Here is a 17,095-nt window from a genome sequence, read left to right on the forward strand (position 1 = left end):
GTTTAACTCGTTAGATCAGCGCTATCGGCGACGGCGCTGGTTTCTTTTTGTGTTTTTATGACTAACTGTTTGGCGATCTCGACCAGGTTCTGCATGGCCTCGCCCGCGAGTTCGTGTTTGGCGAATTTAATCAAATCGCATTCTTCAAAAAAATCGCGAAACGCCTTGTGCGTATCGAACGGCGTTTGAAGGCTTTTTAACGCGGCGATGATTTCTTCTGTGGTGTAGTCCATCGCCAGAATGCGATAGCGGTCATAAAGATACACGCGGACAATTTCGCTGACGCGTATGGTCAGTTCTTCCAGTCGGCGTTCACGGAACAAGGCTTCATCCGCGCGAACCGCCTGCAGCGCTTCCAACGCTTTGACGTGCGCGGGAACGGGCGGGGGCGGCGCAAGTTCCGGTTCCGTTTTTCGTCGCCATAAGTAGTAGGCGGCGATCAAGGCGGCGAGAAGCGCTATCACAACCAATACGACAACCCAAGCGTAACTTGTGCCTTCTAATTCCATCGGCGGTTTGATGTCGCGCAATTCGTCGTCCGCTGCGGCGCCTTCGATTCCGATGGGATATGGCTCGGTCGCGAGCGTCTCTGTTTGCCCATTAGAAATTTGATACGCAAACGGGACCGAAGGTATTTGCTGGACGCCGGGTTCATTGATAGCAAGCGTGAATGTGTATTCGTCATACATCAGGCCGCTGTGCGTTGCGGGATCAACCGGCTTTGGTTCATCAGCGCTGTAATCTAAGTGTTCGAGTTTGGAGGCGTCTTGAATGACGAACGGCGCCAAGTCAATCGGGAGAGCCTGCGGCTTGATTGAGATGCTGGAGTTATAAATGACTTTGACGGAAAACTGGAACGGTTGTCCCGCCGCGACCGTTTCCGGTTGCGTCGATAACTCGAAGCGGGGCAGGGCGCCTTGGTTGGATGCATCTTGCGCCTGCGCAAACAGACACGCCAATACGAGAAGGCTATAGATTGAAAAAACGTACAATCGTTTCATAGGTTCGTGTGATGACTCGTTTTTGCTTATCAGTATCGTCTCGCCCGTTTTTGGAAAAAATGAATCAACGGGTCCACATAGGGCTTGTCGGTTCGGATGGGAACGTGGTCGACATTCAACCGTTTAAATTCTTGCGACAAGCGTTCGATATCGCGATTAGCTTCGTCGGTAAACAATGAACGCATCTTCGCGTCATAGGTATCAATGACGATGACCTCGCCAGTTTCCGCGTCTTCGAGTTCGAGCAGCCCGATGGGCGGCATGTCAACTTCGCGCGGGTCGGTGATGCTGATGGTGACGAGATCGTGCTTTTTGTTGGTGACGCGTAATGCGTCCTGATAGCGCTCGCTCATAAAGTCAGAAATCAAAAATACCACGCTTTTATGGGTGGTGAGCCGTCCCATAAAATCGAGCGCATTTTGAATATTGGTGGCGCCGCCCTTGGGTTCAAACAACAACAGTTCGCGAATCAGGCGCAACACATGCTTTTTGCCCTTCTTGGGCGGGATGAAGGTTTCGACTTCATCCGTGAAGAGAATCAAACCGACGCGGTCGTTATTTTTAATTGCCGAAAACGCCAGCACGGCGGAGAGTTCAGCCGCCAGTTCGGCTTTTTGTTTTTCTGTGGTTCCAAACAAACTTGAAGACGACGCATCGACCACCATCATCACGGTCAGCTCGCGCTCTTCGCGATAGCGTTTCACAAACGGCTCGCCCATGCGCGCGGTGACGTTCCAGTCGATGGTGCGGATGTCGTCGCCGTGTTGATACTCGCGCACTTCCTCAAACTCGACGCCCTGGCCTTTGAAGACGGAATGATATTCGCCCGCCAGCACGTCGTTGACCATGCGGTTGGTGCGGATTTCAATGCGCCGGATTTTTTTGATTAACTCGCGCGGGATCATGGACGGCCCTCCCGCAATTGGCGCATCTGGGTTTGCATATCTTGAATGACGCGCTGCGCCTCCGCCATTTGTTTTTTGAGAACTTGGTTTTGTTGCGCGTATTGCTGCGCCTGTTGCAGCGCTTGGCGCGTTTCGCGCTGTTTTTGAAACGTGCTTTTGAATATCGGATCAAACACGGCGTCGCGGTCGCGGCGATAGCGCCGCTTGACGGTGCGGTCGTTAGCTTTGTACGACTCTTGTTCAAGGATATTGCTATTGTCGTCGCGGCGGCGATATTCGCCAGTGACTTTGCTAACGTGTTGAAAGTTAAACTTGCGCGACAGGCGAATTAGAAATTCCCAGTCTTCATACACGGTCAGTGATTCATCGAAAGGCCCGACCGCGTCGAAGCAGTCCTTGCGCACCAGCCAGCAATTGATCGGAACGTAATTCGCCAGCAAAAAATTGTCTTTCTCAAAATCAAAGGAGTAGATTAATTGTTCTTGAACGCGCTTCCATTCGTGGGTGTGCGGGTCTTGTTGGAAAGTCACGTTGAGCACGTCGGAATAAACCATCGGCAACTGTTGTGGACGCGCGGCGTCGGCGAGAGTTTGCAGAAAATGCGGCAGCACGCCGTCGTCGTCATCAACGAAACTAACGTACTCGCCGTTCGCCGCGTTGACGCCGATGTTCAAGTTGGCGGTACGCCCCCGGTTGACCGGGTTGCACATATAGTGGTGCGCAACGCCCGCGAGTTCGTCCTCGACGATTTCGCGCACGTCCTCGCCCGCATCGTTGACCACCACGACCTCGAACGAATCAAAGGTTTGCGCGGCCAGCGTCTGCAAGCATTCGCGCAACCGGTCCGGCCGGTTGTAGGTTCGGACTATGGTTGATATGAACGGCTTGGTCATGACAACCCCTGTTTGATTTATGGAACTTCAACCTGATCGAACACGCGTTGAATCACCTGTTCGGGCGTCATTTCTTCGGCCTCGGCTTCATAACTCAAAATGACGCGATGGCGCAATACGTCCATCCCGATCGATTTGACGTCTTCCGGCGTGACGTAGCCGCGTCCCCGTAAGAAGGCGTGGGCTTTGGCGGCGACGGTGAGGAAGATGGTCGCGCGCGGCGAAGCGCCGAATTCAATCAAGTCATGAATGTCGATGTTATAAGTTTTCGGTTCGCGAGTGGCGAACACCAAATCAACAATGTAATCGCGTACCTTGCCGTCGACGTAAACGCTTTTGACGGCTTGCTGCGCTTTGAGAATGGTTTCTGGATCAACCACGATTTGCGGCGTATGGATCTCTTCGCCGGTCATGCGGTCGAGAATGATGCGTTCTTCGGCTTTGCTGGGGTAGCCCACTTTGAGTTTCAACATAAAGCGGTCGATTTGCGCTTCGGGCAGGGGATAGGTGCCTTCCTGCTCGATGGGGTTCTGTGTTGCCAGCACCAGAAACGGCGCCGCCATCGGATAGGTTTCCGCGCCAATGGTGACTTGTTTTTCCTGCATACATTCGAGCAGAGCGCTTTGCACTTTCGCGGGTGCGCGGTTGATTTCGTCGGCGAGGATAATCTGTGAAAAGATCGGCCCTTTTTTGGGGACGAACTCGCCGGTCTGTTGGTTGTAAATCATGGTGCCGACCAAGTCGGCGGGCAGCAAGTCGGGCGTGAATTGGATTCGTTGAAACGATGCGCGGATGGTTTTGGATAACGTCGAAACCGTTAGCGTCTTGGCGAGACCGGGGACGCCTTCCAACAGCACATGGCCGCCGGTCAACATGCCGATCAACAGGCGTTCGACCATATATTGTTGGCCAACAATAACTTTCTCAATCTGGTCAAGCAGGGGCCGGATAAACGCGCTCTCTTGTTGGATGCGTTCAGAGATGGCGCGGATATCGGCGCTGGAAGTATTTGCAGCGTCCACGGACAATGCCTCCTTCTACAAATTCTTATGAAGCGTATTGGATGAATACCGCCGGTGAGTCAGCAGCGCTCACTATAGCAACGCTTTGCCGTCTCGCCAATTTCCAGGCGGCGCGACTAATTTATTTTGATGATCCATCTTCATGCAATGAATTGAATCTCTGTATTGTGTACGATCATTTCATATAACAGTAACGCTTATTCACGGCTTTCAGACAACTTGTTTTCAATCCATTCGACTTCTTTGTTATAAGGCTGATAAAGCGAACGGATTGACAATAAACTTCCACGAAATTGTTGTAAATCTTTGTTTATATTTTGCGAGTAAGAACCAACAAAATTTTTCGCATTGAGAACGGCCTTACGTGAATAGGGGTTGCCCGGGTAATAGTTGCGAATGGCGCGATTGTAGTAGTCAAATGCAAGCGCAAACTGTTTTTGCTCGACCGCGTGTTGCGCATCAGACAAATGATGAGACGCCAACCAGGTCAAGCGGGTTCCAAGCGCCAAAACGAAAACGACGCTAAGGAGTAGCGCCGTTATTGTTGACCGAATCATTGTCTCGCGTGATGGAGCGCGTTCCATAAGTTTCTTGATTTACGCAGCCGCTGTTTTCTTTGAGTCTTTCTTGTCGCCGGAGGAACTGTCTTTCTTGCTGTCCGGTTTTGTTTCAGACTTGCTCTCGCTTGCGCTGGCGCTTTCATTTTTGCTCTTGGGTTGTTCTTTGCGCTTATAGTCGGTTTCGTAAAACCCGGACCCTTTGAAGATGATGCCTGCGCCGCCGCCAATCAGTCGGCGTACTTTTTTTGATTTACACTCTGGACATTTGTCGAGTGGATCGTCCTTCATGGATTGAAACAATTCAAATTCATGATTGCATTTGTCGCAGACATAATCATACGTGGGCATGGCGTTTTCCTTCCAAACAAATAACGGCCAGCAGGTTGTGCTGACCGTTGTAGGGTAGCGTGTTATTTATCTACGGTAAATTCCGCGTCAACAACATCGTCTTTATTGACGGACGAACTTTCAGAAGCGCTTTCTTCGTCCGGCGTTTCGGCGTCAGGCTCTGCGCCCGTCGCTCCAGCGCCCGCCGCGCCTGCGGCTTCTTGCTGTTTGGCGACTTCTTCATAAATCTTCTGGCCTAAGGTTTGGGCCGTTTGCTCAAGTGCTTCTTTCTTTTGCTTGACATCGTCAATCGAGCCTGACTCCAAAGCGGTTTTCAATTCTTGGATGCCGTCTTCGATTTTGGCCTTGTCGGCGTCTTCGATTTTGTCGCCGTATTCTTTCAGCGATTTTTCTGTCGAATAAACCAGGTTGTCGGCTTCGTTGCGCACGGTGGCTTCTTCTTTTTTCTTTTGATCTTCGTCCGCGTGCAGTTCCGCGTCTTTCACCATCTTTTCAATTTCATCTTCCGACAAGCCGCTGGATTGCTCAATGCGAATTTTCTGCTCTTTGCCGGTGCCTAAATCTTTGGCGGAGACATGCAGAATGCCGTTGGCGTCGATGTCGAACGCGACCTCAATTTGAGGCAGCCCGCGCGGGGCGGGGGGAAGCCCAACCAGATCGAAGCGTCCGATGCTTTTGTTTTGCGAAGCGATTTCACGTTCGCCCTGCAAGACCTGGATCGACACGGCGGGCTGATTGTCAGACGCCGTTGAAAACACCTGGCTCTTACGGCATGGGATCGTTGTGTTGCGCTCAATCAAACGAGTGAACACGTCGCCCAAGGTTTCGATGCCGAGCGAGAGCGGCGTCACGTCAAGCAGCAGGACGTCTTTGACTTCTTTGTTCAACACGCCGCCCTGAATGGCCGCGCCGACGGCGACGACTTCATCCGGGTTCACGCCTCGGTTCGGTTCGCGTTCAAACAACTGTTTAACGATCTTTTGAACATACGGGATGCGCGTCGAGCCGCCGACGAGAATCACTTCGTCAATTTCAGACGCTGACAAGCCCGCGTCTTTGATGGCCTTTTTGCATGGCTCGATGGTGCGGTCGATCAATGGCCCCGCGATTTGCTCAAACTTGGAGCGCGACAATTTCATCTGCAAGTGTTTCGGGCCGGTGGCGTCGGCGGTGATGAATGGAATGTCGATGGAGGTTTCCATCGAACTCGACAATTCACACTTGGCCTTTTCTGCGGCGTCTTTCAAGCGTTGCAGCGCCATCGGGTCCTTGCGGACGTCGATGCCGGATTCTTTTTGGAAGTTATCGGCAATATGGTCGATGAGGACATGGTCAATATCGTCGCCGCCCAAGTGGGTATCGCCGTTGGTCGACTTCACTTCAAATACGCCGTCGCCCAGTTCGAGGATGGAGACATCGAACGTGCCGCCGCCGAAATCATACACGGCGATCTTTTGGTCGGTCTTTTTGTCCATACCGTATGCGAGCGCCGCTGCGGTCGGTTCGTTAATGATGCGCAATACTTCGAGACCGGCGATTTTGCCTGCGTCCTTGGTGGACTGGCGCTGGCTGTCGTCAAAATAGGCCGGGACGGTGATGACGGCTTGGGTGACTTCATGGCCCAGGTAGTCTTCCGCTGTTTGTTTCATCTTCTGCAAGACGCGGGCGGAAATTTCTTCGGGCTTATAAGTCTTGCCGTCAATTTCAAATGCGGCGGAGCCGTCGGAGGCTCTAGCGATTTTATAGGGGATGCGCTCTTTTTCGGCGCCGAGTTCTTCAAACTTGCGCCCGATAAAACGCTTCGACGAAAACACCGTTCGCGTTGGATTCGTAATCGCTTGGCGCTTGGCGACCTGGCCGACCAGGCGTTCACCGCTGTCGGTGAATGCGACGACTGAAGGCGTTGTACGACCACCTTCCGCGTTTGTAATGACGGCTGGCTCGCCGCCTTCGATCACGGCGACAACGGAGTTCGTTGTTCCTAAATCAATTCCGATGACCTTTCCCATGACGTTTGCTCCTTTATCTCTAAGATTCGTTAGTTTCTGTCTGATCGGATGGTGTGCTGGCAGCCTGTGCGACTTGTACTTTTGCGGCGCGTAAAACACGCTCTTTTAACAGATAACCGGGCATAAACTCACTGACGATTTGCCCGGGTTGGTGTTCTTCGCTTTCGATTAGCATCATGGCTTCGTGAACGCTAGGGTCGAACATCTCGCCCTGGGTGTTGATGCGCTCAAGGCCATATTCCGAAAGAATCGTCATCATCTGCTGCTGGATCATCTTCACGCCGTCGCGAAATGACTCGTGGTTGTCCTCATTCGAGTCGGTGTTGAGTGCGCGGTCGAGGTTGTCGATCACGTCCAACAGGCGTCCCATGAATTCTTGCAGCAAAAATTCACGCATTTCAGAGCGTTCGCGAATCGTACGTTTGCGGAAATTATCAAATTCCGCCTGTAATCGCTGCAAATCGTGAAGGTATTCATCACGCTGCTTGCAGACCGCCTCAAACTCAGTCTCAGCGCTAGGTTCGGCCTGGCCTTCAGCGGTTTCAGCCTCTTCGAGCGTTTCGTCTACGGAGTCGTTTTCTTCAACCACTGAAGAAGCGGCATCCTGGTTGCTGACGCTTTCATCTGTTGGATTTTCAAACTCTTGTGTTGTGTTTTCTCTTTCGTTCATGCTTGCTATTAATCTCAGTGTTTTTAGTTTTTTTTGACTTAACGCTATTCCTAAATGCAATAAACATTCCATGAGAGTTGTTGGTTTATAAGTTATTATAAATAAGCAGTTTATTTTGGTTTGCGCGAGGCGCTTTCATCGAAGAAATCGTTGTTAAAGCGGGCCAGAATGGCGCGATTCACCAAGGTATCTAGAGCGGGTGTGCCAAAATAGCTAGTCATTGAAATTTCTTCGGCACGACGGGCATGGAATATATTAAAGATGGTAGCGGGTTTATATTCCATGATGTCGATAGAAATATATACTTATCCACAGAACATTACATCTAGAAGAATATTACATGGATAATGATTGATTCGATCTATTTTATCTGTTTGTTTTTATAGAACTTGCAGAAATATTAGCAATATGTAAGGCTGTGGAGAACTTGTGAGTCATTTGCCCCATTTTGTGGATTTCTTGTAAAAACTGTGGAAAACCAGTGGATGGTTATAGTTTAACGCTTTGTAGATAACCTGTGATGGCGCGGTCATATTGATGGGTGTGCATGAATGCCTTTGCCGCGAGTCTCTTGCGCGTCTCAAGGGTGACGCCGTTGTGTTTTCTGATCTCTTCAACGACTACGTTGTAGTCATCCGGCTCGGTGATGACGGTGACAGCCTTAAAATTTTTCGCTGCGGCGCGAATCATGGTCGGGCCGCCGATGTCGATATTTTCCAGCGCTTCGTCCAGGGTCACGCCGGGTTTGGCGATGGTTTGCTGAAATGGATATAAGTTGACTACGACCAGGTCAATCGGCTTGACGTCAAACTCGCCTGCTTCTTCGACCTGTTTGGGATCATTTCGTTTGAATAAAATGCCGCCGTGAATCATGGGGTGCAGGGTTTTCACCCGCCCGCCTAACATTTCCGGTGAGCCGGTGTAGTCGCTGACTTCCTGATATTCGATGCCGGATTCATGCAGCGCGCGGCCTGTTCCGCCTGTCGAGAGGATGTGGGTTCCATGCGCTTTGAGAGCGCGACCTAAATCAACAACGCCGCTTTTTTCGTATACGCTCAGAATCGCTTGTTGTATCGGAACTACATCCATGACCCACGCTCCCAAAGTATTTACTCGATTACTATACGGCTGAAATCTTTGGCTGGAAAGCCTCAAAAATACGATTAGAACGTTTTTATGAGATGGGGGTTGCCTCTTACTGCAGCGGCTAAGAGTGATGATGAAAAGCGGTATGTTTATCGCGCGGAGAGACGTTGAAGGTACCAATTGATTTTGGTGTTCAACACGGGGTTGCGGGAGCAGCCGAGCGCTTTCTGAAACGAGGCGCGCGCCGATTTCCGGTCGCCCTGCGCATAGAGCGCAACGCCTTCGTTATAATAAAAATCAGCGGTCTTCGGGTGAAGTTCCTGCGCGACGCGAGAAAGTGTGATGAGCATTTCGTTGTCTTTTTTGCGGTAATAAATCTCGCTCAGGCTCTTGATGGTGGGCGCCGATGAATCTTTCAAAGTCGCGCCAAAAAATTCCTCGGCAAAATCCAGCCAGCCCATTTTGACGTAATGCTTTAATAAATCTTGCTGGGCTTCTTCATCGTCGGGGGCCTTCTTCACTCGCTCTTGTAGTGTGTCTAATCCTGTTTGTTCTTCCATGTAGGAACGCAAATCTTCCACTTCGGAGCGTTCGGGGTAATACGTTTTCAAGCGGTAATAATCTTCTTGAACGGTTTGGTATTTTCTGAGTAATAACAGCGCTTTTTCACGCAGGATCAACGCGCCGATTTTCTCATCTTCGCCGAGCTCTTTCTCGTTGAGAATTTCGCCCAGTTCGTCCAGCGCGGCGTTGGGTTTGCGGCGGCGCACCAAATCTTCGGCGTATTCGATACGCTTGCCCAGCGGGACGCTCTTCCAATGTTGAGATGCCGCAGACGAATGTTGCGGGATCGACGACGCGGCGGAAGGCGGAATTTTTCCACTCTCAATGAGTTTCTCGATTGTCTTGGCGGGATCGCCGTCAGCGCCTAAGTATTTTGAGATGTCAATCGCTTGGTTGGAGGGTGCATGTTTGCCTAGTTCCGGCTTGGGGCGTTGTACGCCTCTGCTTAATGAATTTGTCGATTGTTTGGCGTCTTCCAAACGGCGCATCAAGTCGCCGCGCAGCATATTCATAAACGATTTGACGCCGTCGTCTCCAGAATCTTCGCCTGACAACGGCGGCAGCGACGGCATGTCCTGCGCGGACGCAAGCGACGTTGTCAATGCGAAAAATATCAAGAGAGAAAATATGAACGTAAGGTTCACGCGATCTTGCATAAGCCCCTTCAACTTTTCAGAATGCCGCAGGGGATTAGGTGAAGCGGCTTTCGTAGTCAGCGGTAAAAAGCCGCGACGAAGACAAGCGAAACCCAACCCCGAGGCATAATAAAATCTTCTATATTCAATTACGTCTTTATATTCTAATCGGTTTTTACCACAATTTTATCGGGATTCAATATATTATTTGGATCAAACATCTTTTTCAGTTCAATCAACATGTTTTTGACGGTGGTTCCAACTTCCATCTCGAGGTAAGGCGCCTTGGTGACGCCGATGCCGTGCTCGCCGGAAATAGACCCCTGGCGTTTTATGGTTGCTTTGAATAATTCGGCGACGGCGGCTTCGATGTTGGGGTCGTGTTCGTTGTGCGTCATAAAATTGACGTGCAGGTTGCCGTCGCCCGCATGGCCAAAACAGAGCGTCGCAATTTTATAGCGATCACCGATTTCATAAGCGTCTTGTAAAATGCCTTGGATTTCAGAAATGGGGACGCAGATGTCTTCGTTGGTTTTGAAGGGCGCGATGGCGTGCATCGCCGGGCTGAGGTTTTTGCGAATCGACCACAGCGCCATGCGTTCTTCTTCGGATTGCGCGGGGTGAATTTCTTGCGCGCCGCAGTCTTTGCTCACTTGAATCAAGGTGTTTTGTTCGTCTTGTATGCGTTGAGGATCAAAGCCGTCGCATTCAACCAGCAACAACGCATCCGCCACTGGCATTCGTTTGTCTTTTAGATATTGGTTGGCGGCTTCGAGACAACGCCGGTCAATAAATTCTAACGCTGACGGCGTGACGCCGCTCATCAAAATACGTTGGACGGAATCAATCGCCGCCGCGACGGAATCAAATAATGCCACGAAGGCTTGCCGGTGCGGCGGGTAGGGAACCAGTCGTAAGGTTGCTTCCGTGATGACGGCAAGGGTGCCTTCGCTGCCAATCAATAGCGGCAGGAGATTATACCCGACCACGTTCTTACGCGCCTTGGTTCCAACTTGCACCGCTTCGCCGTTGGGCAGCACCGCGCGCACGGATTGCACCCACTCCTTCGTGACGCCGTATTTGACGCAATTCAGTCCTCCGGCGCATTCCGCCAACGAACCGCCTACGGTCGCGGTTTTTGCGCTGGACGGGTCAGGCGGGTAGAACAGTCCCTTTGCCAGCAACTGGGTTTTCAATTCGCCAAGCGCCATGCCGGATTGTACGGTGACAAAACGATTGGCTTCATCCAATTCTACGATGGCGTCCATGTGTTCGAGCGAAAGGACAACCCCTCCGTGGACGGGCAGAGCGCCGCCTGTGAATCCCGTGCCGCCCCCGCGCGGATACACCGGAAAGTGGTGTTCGTTGGCGAGGCGCATCAATGCGCAGATTTCGTCTTCACTCTCAGCCCAGACGACTGCTTGCGGCGGGAACTCTTGCCGGGTGGCGTCGAACGAATAAGTGAGTAAATCTTCGGGTTGATTTGAGGCGCGTTCCGGCCCAAAGATTGCCTGCAACGCGCGCATGATGTCGTTGCTGATCGGGTTGTATGAAAGAGTGGGCGTTTCGAGGGACAAACCATGTCTCCTTAGCGTTATATCTTTTATTATAGCGGCAAGGCTGCGCTGTTGTTGACGGTTTTATTACAACGTGAAAGTCAAGCCTATTCCGGGTCGCACCAAAAGGGCACATATCGCCATGCTGTGCGTAACTCGCGTTCGTGTTTGCGGTAGAGAGGATCGCATTGGGCGACCTTGTTCCAAAAACGGTTGGAGTGGTTCATGTGGACGGTATGGCAAAGTTCGTGAATCATAATATACCGAACCAACGGCGGCGGAAAAAACAACAACTTGAGATTCAAACTAATTGACTTGCCGCGTGAACAACTGCCCCAACGCGAACGCTGATTGCGGATCGAAACGCGATTAAAGGGCAGGTCGAATTCTTCCGCAATGCGCTCTAGCCAGGGGACCAAACGGCGCTGCGCCTTACTGCGCAGCCACTGGCGCAGGGCGGGTTCAAAACTGCTGACGTCATGTTTGTTGGCGATCACCGCCAAGCAGCCGGGATAGATAACGCGCACGTCAGTTGTTCCATTATTGGGAGGGCGATAGCGCAAGCGCCATTCTTCGCGGACGGCGCGGAGAGAAATCGTACGCGGCGGCTGACCGTATGTTCCGTCATCGTTGTTTGTTAGTTCTAATAGAATACGCTCGCGCGTCCTCTCGACCCACTCCCGGTTTTCGTCCAGAATGGCTTGCAGCGTTGCCGGGCGCAGCCTGCGTGGAGACACCACCGTGATCTTTCCGCGCAACGTCATTTTGATGGAAATACGCTTGGCGCGCGGATGGACCCGGACAGCAACATGGTCCATCCATTCGCTCATGCGTTGTCGCGGCGCGTGTGGAATCATCTTATCCAATATATTGAACCCGCATAAACACGATAACATCGTCGCCCATTTGTTGATCTAGAATGCTACTGGTTCCGTTTTGGTGAATGTCAGTCAGAGAACCAATTTTACTCTCTCTCTTGGAGACTGTAAGCTAGATCATTTCATCGGTAGAATCCAGAAGAAGTAAGCCGAAAAAAAACGTATCTCATGTAATCCAATGTGGCATTGTGTTCTGTAAAAATGTTGTTGAAATGTTTATGCCGTAAAAAAATACGCTATCATTGGTATTCACTTTCAATGACATTGAAAGTAGTGTCTAATATGAAATATTGTGATTGTTTTTATTACTGATGGAAATATTAGAATCTAACCTCTCTCCTGATGGAGGAAGATGATGCCCATTCGAGATGAATACGCCGAACAAATAGAACGAGTCATGGCATTAGACCCACGGCCTGAGCAGGTCAAACGGCTTGAGAAAGCCTCAATTGATCAGCTCGAACTGTGGAAAGGGATTCGTGGAAACTCCCGCGACCAATTTTGCGCGACGTTTGTCCGCTATAAAAATTGGGCGGAAGCGCTTTTGGCGGATGTCTCCAACGCGAAAAACCGCATGATCCTTGGCGTTGATCCTGAAGATGCGCTCAAAGACGTGGTAAATTCTCTCAACGTTTTCGTTGGCGTCCAGGAAATCATCGCTGTGCCTGAAGACCACGAAGATAAAAGTTAACCGCTGCATGTATTGTCCTCTACGTGGAGAGTGGGATGGATATCAACCAAGATGACCGCAACCAGTTAGAAACCATTGGCGTGTATGTCGATGGGGAACGTCTCTCCATTCTTGTTGACGCCGCCAACCGCATTCTCGAATTAAGCGATCAAGATGAATACGTTTATGGCGACCTGCGCATCGAATGTTCTGAAGAAGGCGCGTTGGTTATATTTCGCCGGGCGATTCATGGGTCAAAAGAGCGCGAAATTTTGTTACGTAGCGCTCCCATTGAAAATGAATTGGAAGTGACTTCGTTTCATCGAGGCGCGTGGATCGATTTGTTGATGGCGTTGGATGAAGCGGTTTCACGCGGCGTCTCTCCTGACGATCTCACTGATTTACGCAACCGCTTTAATCCTTGCCCAAAAACGGACAGCGCCCATCGTTATGAAGACGACCTGCTGTGGCCTCTTATTCAAGAACGGGCAAACAAATAAAAAGCCCCGCTGGAACGCATCACAACGGGGCGAATATTTCATCCATTTATGTTGCTTACACGTCGCTTCGATTTTTCAACAAAAGCGCAATTGACAACAATAAGATCACTTCGGCGAAATTCACGAAACTGAGCGGGCGCACCGGGTACATGCCGAATGTTCCGCCCAGGTCAATTTGAGCGACTTTAAACACGATTCCGATAATGATGGATAGAATTGACAGCCAGATTAACAGATGGGGTAAACTTTTCATTGAAATATCTCCTCCAGAATAAGCATCGAACAATACACAGATAATCTACTCTTAAATCAATATTCGCACTAGCATTCATTATAGAAAATTTTAATTCCTTAGGAAAACAACGATGAAACATGATATGACGAATAAAACCTGCGTCGTTACAGGCGCCAGCCGGGGCATCGGCTTTCACATTGCGCGCGCGCTGCATGAGGCGGGCGCCCAGGTGGCGATAACAGGGCGCAGCGAACAAACATTGGTTGACGCCTCTGAGAAAATCGGCGAGCGCTGCCGCTATTTTGTTTGCGACCAACGCAACCCATTTGCAATCGAAAAAATGGCGAAAGCCGTCATTGAATCCGTGGGCGCCCCCGACTTGTTGGTTAATAACGCCGGGCTGTTTCGACTGTTGAAGACGCTCAACACCACACTCGAAAACTGGAACGAGATTATCGAAACCAACCTGACGGGCGTGTTTTTGACGACCAAGGCGTTTCTGCCGTCGATGCTTGAAAAAGATCGCGCTGACATCGTGATGATTTCATCGATGAGCGGTAAAAAGGGCGACCCTGGCGCTGCGGCTTACGCCGCCAGTAAGTTTGGCTTGCAGGGGTTCTCTCAGGCGCTGATGTATGAGGTGCGTAAGAGCAATATCCGCGTGATGGTGATGAACCCCAGCAGCGTTGACGTCAGCGAAACGCCCGGCACCGAATCCGGCCCGGGGCTGCATCTTCACGCCGCTGACATCGCCGACACCATCGTGCATCTCGCCTGCCTGCCGGGCCGCACCATGATCCGCGACATGGATATTTATGGGACAAACCCAGGGTGAAGTTTATTTTTGTTTTAAAGGGGAGGGCGAACCTCCTGGTGAGCCAGAAAGTATTGACAATTAATCTCATTTTTGCGGCTCGGCGGGAGCCTCGCCCTCCATATAGGTCTACTCAAACGGTAATCGTGTGACTGTGGGAGATGTCAAAAGGACAAGAATATGCAAGAAGGCGGATAGCAAGAAAATCTGAAACATGCGCTTATAAATTTTAGAATGGTCAATGTTGAAATAATGAATGACGCCATTCGAGTTGTAATAAATTAAAAACAAGATAGGAAGAACTAGGCGAAGTATGAAAAACCTCAAATCGCGTCCTGCGTCTGTATATTCATACCCAATCTCTGGCGTGATGACCGACCATAGAAACACTTGAAAGATACCCACCAGATTTGAAATGACCTGACTCAGATCAATGAATATTAATGTAAGCCAGCCAATTTGTAATCGCTTCAAGGTTCCATAAATCCATACAAACCCTAAAGGCATTAAAAACAATATTGGTAAAAGTGAGTTTCGGCTTTGTAAGTGGTGATGTTGAAAAAAGACAATATGTATAAAATCAATTTCTTTTGAAAAATAATAGAAGATAAACATAAAGAAAGAATAGACATAACCGACACACGCAAAACATACAATTATCTGCAACAACGCCGGCGTTTTGGGCGGAAGGGCTTGTTGGGGTTGGTTGTCTTCTATGTTTGGTGGGTATTCTGGTTCACTCATAGATTTAAAACGGTGGGCTAAATTGTTTGCACAATTTGAGCCCACCCTACCATTCTTTAATCCAACGCTTACCGTACGATCCTCAGGTTGCCGCCGCCGGCCATGAGTTTTTCGGCCTCGTCTTTGGTGCACCAATTGAGGTCGCCGGGGACGGAATGCTTTAACGCCGAGAAGGCCACGCCCAACTTGCAGGCGTAATCGGGATCGCTCTTATTAAGGTATCCTGTCAAAAAGCCCGCCGAGAATGAATCGCCTCCGCCGACGCGGTCAACGATCTCGACATCATACGTCGGCGCGTCATAAATCTTGCCGCCGTGCAACACAATCGCCGTCCAGTTGTTGCGCCAGACCGAGACGTTTTCGCGCAGCGTGATCGCGACCACTTCAAAGCCAAATTGGTCAGCCAGTTGCTTGGCGACTTCTTCGTAATTTTCGCCCTTGATGCCAAACACGCGGTTGCAGTCTTCCTCGGTGGTGATGAGGATATCGGTGTATTGCATGAGGTCGGTCATGCACTTGTTGGCTTCGTCTTGCGTCCACAATTTGGCGCGGTAGTTGAGATCGACGCTGACTTTGACGCCGTGCTCTTTGGCTTTCTGCATCGACTCTTTGGTGGTGTCGGCGGCGCTTTGCGAGAGCGCGGGCGTGATCCCGCTGACGTGGAAAAACTTGGCGCCTTTGAAAGCGGCGTCCCAATCGACCATGCCCGGTTCGATGTTGGCGACGGCGGAGTCTTTGCGGTCATAGACCACGCTGCTGGCGCGCGGCTTGGCGCCGAATTCGGCGAAGTAGAGACCCATGCGGTCGTCGTTGCTCCAAACGATTTTTGAGACGTCGACGCCGTGTTCGCGGGCTTTGTTGGCAGCCATGCGGCCCAACGGGTTCTTCGGTAGGCGAGTGACAAAGCAACTATCGAGTTCCATGCGCGCCGCCGCCACTGCGACGTTATATTCACCGCCGCCGCAGCAGACATTGAATGCGTGAGTTTGCTCGAGACGCAGGTAATCAGGCGGCGCAAGCCGCACCATAACTTCTCCAAAGGTGACGATATCTGCCATGTTGGTTTCCCCTTATTTATCGTTATTTTTAAAAATAGTTTTATTAATGATTCGTTTTCTGGTTAAGCACTGAGCCTCTGCCTTCAGCAGGTTTCGAGCGCACTGTCATTCGCTGAAACCAAAAATGCATCTGTGATCCCCCCGGCGCTTGCAGCGCCACCCGCCCTTATTAAGGCGGGCAGGCTTCGAGCACGCTGAGAAGTCGCTTATTTTGAATTTCGCGCTTCTTGAATCTTGTCTATAAACTGCTTGGCGGTCTCGGTGATGGCGCTCCAATTTTGCGAAGCCAATACAGGTTTGCCGCACAGGTTTCCGCCCGCCGCCACGCAGGCCGCGCCCGCTTTGATGAAATCGCTGACGGTATTGATATCGACGCCGCCAGTCGGCGTCAGGCGCACTTGCGGCAGCGGCCCCAGCACGTCTTTGAAATATTTTGGTCCGAGCGAGGTTGCGGGGAACACCTTCACCACATCGGCGCCCGCTTCCCAAGCGGTGAGAATCTCAGTCGGGGTATACGCGCCGGGGAACATCAGCGCGGTATAGCGCTTCGCCATTTTGACGGTATCGAGATTGAGCGTCGGCGAGACGACAAATTCCGCCCCCGCGAGGATGGCGGCGCGGGCGGTTTCAGGATCGAGCACAGTGCCGACGCCGATCAGCACTTCGTCTTTCATTTTCTCAGCGACTTCGTGAATCACGTCGAGCGCGTTGGGCGTGGTCATGGTGACTTCCATGGCTTTGACGCCGCCCTGGCTGAGCGCTTCACAGGCGCGCAGCAACTGGCTGCTGTCGTCGGCGCGGATGACGGCGACGATGCCGCTATCGAGAATGAGTTTCAGGTTGGCTTCACGTTTTTTACAAGTAATCATTGGAGTTTTCCTTGTTGGAATTACGAATCGTTATCAAACACCAATGCTCATAGAATCGACCCGACAAGTCAAGGTTTT

Annotated in this window: 20 protein-coding genes; 3 read left to right on the forward strand and 17 right to left on the reverse strand. The window is 51.0% G+C overall.

Going from position 1 to position 17,095, the window contains the following annotated elements; all coding sequences use genetic code 11:
• Positions 1-2 precede the first annotated feature (2 nt).
• The 13 genes from P9L94_10915 to P9L94_10975 all read right to left on the reverse strand — a co-directional run bounded on the left by P9L94_10915 (position 3) and on the right by P9L94_10975 (position 12,106).
• On the reverse strand, positions 3-1,001 hold the full coding sequence (locus P9L94_10915; protein ID MDP8244582.1) for a hypothetical protein: 999 nt from the start codon (positions 999-1,001) through the stop codon (positions 3-5).
• A 29-nt stretch (positions 1,002-1,030) separates the two neighbouring features.
• The gene (locus tag P9L94_10920; protein ID MDP8244583.1) at positions 1,031-1,906 is read right to left on the reverse strand and encodes a DUF58 domain-containing protein; all 876 of its coding nucleotides are present in this window, start codon (positions 1,904-1,906) and stop codon (positions 1,031-1,033) included.
• Positions 1,903-2,799 (reverse strand): glycosyltransferase family A protein, encoded by an 897-nt coding sequence (locus tag P9L94_10925; protein ID MDP8244584.1) that lies wholly within the window; start codon positions 2,797-2,799, stop codon positions 1,903-1,905. Before P9L94_10925 ends, P9L94_10920 begins: the two co-directional genes overlap by 4 nt.
• A 17-nt stretch (positions 2,800-2,816) precedes the next feature.
• Positions 2,817-3,821, reverse strand: coding sequence for a MoxR family ATPase (locus P9L94_10930; protein ID MDP8244585.1), 1,005 nt, complete (start codon positions 3,819-3,821; stop codon positions 2,817-2,819).
• A gap of 197 nt (positions 3,822-4,018) precedes the next feature.
• Complete coding sequence (locus P9L94_10935; protein ID MDP8244586.1) at positions 4,019-4,378, reverse strand: hypothetical protein; 360 nt, start codon at positions 4,376-4,378, stop codon at positions 4,019-4,021.
• Positions 4,379-4,417: 39 nt separating this feature from the next.
• Positions 4,418-4,729, reverse strand: coding sequence for a zinc ribbon domain-containing protein (locus tag P9L94_10940; protein MDP8244587.1), 312 nt, complete (start codon positions 4,727-4,729; stop codon positions 4,418-4,420).
• A gap of 62 nt (positions 4,730-4,791) precedes the next feature.
• Entirely contained in the window at positions 4,792-6,738 is a 1,947-nt protein-coding gene (gene dnaK, locus P9L94_10945; GenBank protein ID MDP8244588.1) for a molecular chaperone DnaK, read from the reverse strand.
• Between the two features lie 19 nt (positions 6,739-6,757).
• Positions 6,758-7,408: a nucleotide exchange factor GrpE gene (gene grpE / locus P9L94_10950; protein MDP8244589.1), complete on the reverse strand. Its 651-nt coding sequence runs from the start codon at positions 7,406-7,408 to the stop codon at positions 6,758-6,760.
• A gap of 110 nt (positions 7,409-7,518) precedes the next feature.
• On the reverse strand, positions 7,519-7,692 hold the full coding sequence (locus P9L94_10955) for a hypothetical protein (protein MDP8244590.1): 174 nt from the start codon (positions 7,690-7,692) through the stop codon (positions 7,519-7,521).
• Positions 7,693-7,897: 205 nt separating this feature from the next.
• Positions 7,898-8,497 carry a hypothetical protein gene (locus P9L94_10960; GenBank protein ID MDP8244591.1) on the reverse strand — a complete coding sequence of 200 codons (600 nt, stop codon included), beginning with the start codon at positions 8,495-8,497 and terminating at the stop codon, positions 7,898-7,900.
• Between the two features lie 146 nt (positions 8,498-8,643).
• Positions 8,644-9,714 carry a hypothetical protein gene (locus P9L94_10965; GenBank protein MDP8244592.1) on the reverse strand — a complete coding sequence of 357 codons (1,071 nt, stop codon included), beginning with the start codon at positions 9,712-9,714 and terminating at the stop codon, positions 8,644-8,646.
• Between the two features lie 143 nt (positions 9,715-9,857).
• Complete coding sequence (locus P9L94_10970) at positions 9,858-11,270, reverse strand: FAD-binding oxidoreductase (protein ID MDP8244593.1); 1,413 nt, start codon at positions 11,268-11,270, stop codon at positions 9,858-9,860.
• 86 nt (positions 11,271-11,356) lie between these two features.
• Positions 11,357-12,106: a SprT family zinc-dependent metalloprotease gene (locus P9L94_10975; GenBank protein MDP8244594.1), complete on the reverse strand. Its 750-nt coding sequence runs from the start codon at positions 12,104-12,106 to the stop codon at positions 11,357-11,359.
• Positions 12,107-12,479: 373 nt separating this feature from the next.
• Here P9L94_10975 and P9L94_10980 point away from each other — a divergent pair, with 373 nt between their 5' ends.
• Both P9L94_10980 and P9L94_10985 read left to right on the forward strand, forming a co-directional pair.
• Entirely contained in the window at positions 12,480-12,818 is a 339-nt protein-coding gene (locus tag P9L94_10980; GenBank protein ID MDP8244595.1) for a hypothetical protein, read from the forward strand.
• Between the two features lie 35 nt (positions 12,819-12,853).
• The gene (locus tag P9L94_10985; GenBank protein MDP8244596.1) at positions 12,854-13,297 is read left to right on the forward strand and encodes a hypothetical protein; all 444 of its coding nucleotides are present in this window, start codon (positions 12,854-12,856) and stop codon (positions 13,295-13,297) included.
• A gap of 55 nt (positions 13,298-13,352) precedes the next feature.
• Here P9L94_10985 and P9L94_10990 read toward each other — a convergent pair whose 3' ends face one another.
• The gene (locus P9L94_10990; GenBank protein ID MDP8244597.1) at positions 13,353-13,550 is read right to left on the reverse strand and encodes a hypothetical protein; all 198 of its coding nucleotides are present in this window, start codon (positions 13,548-13,550) and stop codon (positions 13,353-13,355) included.
• 112 nt (positions 13,551-13,662) lie between these two features.
• Between P9L94_10990 and P9L94_10995 the strand changes: the two genes are divergently transcribed.
• A complete protein-coding gene (locus tag P9L94_10995; GenBank protein ID MDP8244598.1) occupies positions 13,663-14,367 on the forward strand; it encodes an SDR family NAD(P)-dependent oxidoreductase in 705 nt (234 codons plus the stop codon).
• A gap of 108 nt (positions 14,368-14,475) precedes the next feature.
• On the opposite strand, the gene P9L94_11000 is transcribed toward P9L94_10995, so the two are convergent.
• From P9L94_11000 to eda, 3 genes are all read right to left on the reverse strand, one after another.
• Positions 14,476-15,222 (reverse strand): hypothetical protein, encoded by a 747-nt coding sequence (locus P9L94_11000; protein ID MDP8244599.1) that lies wholly within the window; start codon positions 15,220-15,222, stop codon positions 14,476-14,478.
• Positions 15,159-16,148, reverse strand: a complete 990-nt coding sequence (locus P9L94_11005) for a sugar kinase (protein MDP8244600.1) — start codon at positions 16,146-16,148, stop codon at positions 15,159-15,161. Before P9L94_11005 ends, P9L94_11000 begins: the two co-directional genes overlap by 64 nt.
• Positions 16,149-16,354: 206 nt before the next feature.
• Positions 16,355-17,017, reverse strand: a complete 663-nt coding sequence (gene eda, locus P9L94_11010) for a bifunctional 4-hydroxy-2-oxoglutarate aldolase/2-dehydro-3-deoxy-phosphogluconate aldolase (protein MDP8244601.1) — start codon at positions 17,015-17,017, stop codon at positions 16,355-16,357.
• Positions 17,018-17,095: the final 78 nt, after the last annotated feature.

The sequence above is a fragment of the Candidatus Hinthialibacter antarcticus genome, assembly GCA_030765645.1.
GTDB lineage: Bacteria > Hinthialibacterota > Hinthialibacteria > Hinthialibacterales > Hinthialibacteraceae > Hinthialibacter > Hinthialibacter antarcticus.

What these genes read in the sequence shown, in the direction of transcription:
- grpE (MDP8244589.1), bottom strand. Translation starts at nt 7,408, where the DNA reads ATGAACGAAAGAGAAAACACAACACAAGAGTTTGAAAATCCAACAGAT.
- P9L94_10915 (MDP8244582.1), bottom strand. Translation starts at nt 1,001, where the DNA reads ATGAAACGATTGTACGTTTTTTCAATCTATAGCCTTCTCGTATTGGCG.
- P9L94_10935 (MDP8244586.1), bottom strand. Translation starts at nt 4,378, where the DNA reads ATGATTCGGTCAACAATAACGGCGCTACTCCTTAGCGTCGTTTTCGTT.
- P9L94_10980 (MDP8244595.1), top strand. Translation starts at nt 12,480, where the DNA reads ATGATGCCCATTCGAGATGAATACGCCGAACAAATAGAACGAGTCATG.
- P9L94_10955 (MDP8244590.1), bottom strand. Translation starts at nt 7,692, where the DNA reads ATGGAATATAAACCCGCTACCATCTTTAATATATTCCATGCCCGTCGT.
- P9L94_10960 (MDP8244591.1), bottom strand. Translation starts at nt 8,497, where the DNA reads ATGGATGTAGTTCCGATACAACAAGCGATTCTGAGCGTATACGAAAAA.
- P9L94_10920 (MDP8244583.1), bottom strand. Translation starts at nt 1,906, where the DNA reads ATGATCCCGCGCGAGTTAATCAAAAAAATCCGGCGCATTGAAATCCGC.
- P9L94_10975 (MDP8244594.1), bottom strand. Translation starts at nt 12,106, where the DNA reads ATGATTCCACACGCGCCGCGACAACGCATGAGCGAATGGATGGACCAT.
- P9L94_10985 (MDP8244596.1), top strand. Translation starts at nt 12,854, where the DNA reads ATGGATATCAACCAAGATGACCGCAACCAGTTAGAAACCATTGGCGTG.
- eda (MDP8244601.1), bottom strand. Translation starts at nt 17,017, where the DNA reads ATGATTACTTGTAAAAAACGTGAAGCCAACCTGAAACTCATTCTCGAT.
- P9L94_10940 (MDP8244587.1), bottom strand. Translation starts at nt 4,729, where the DNA reads ATGCCCACGTATGATTATGTCTGCGACAAATGCAATCATGAATTTGAA.
- P9L94_10965 (MDP8244592.1), bottom strand. Translation starts at nt 9,714, where the DNA reads ATGCAAGATCGCGTGAACCTTACGTTCATATTTTCTCTCTTGATATTT.
- P9L94_11005 (MDP8244600.1), bottom strand. Translation starts at nt 16,148, where the DNA reads ATGGCAGATATCGTCACCTTTGGAGAAGTTATGGTGCGGCTTGCGCCG.
- P9L94_10990 (MDP8244597.1), bottom strand. Translation starts at nt 13,550, where the DNA reads ATGAAAAGTTTACCCCATCTGTTAATCTGGCTGTCAATTCTATCCATC.
- dnaK (MDP8244588.1), bottom strand. Translation starts at nt 6,738, where the DNA reads ATGGGAAAGGTCATCGGAATTGATTTAGGAACAACGAACTCCGTTGTC.
- P9L94_10995 (MDP8244598.1), top strand. Translation starts at nt 13,663, where the DNA reads ATGAAACATGATATGACGAATAAAACCTGCGTCGTTACAGGCGCCAGC.
- P9L94_10925 (MDP8244584.1), bottom strand. Translation starts at nt 2,799, where the DNA reads ATGACCAAGCCGTTCATATCAACCATAGTCCGAACCTACAACCGGCCG.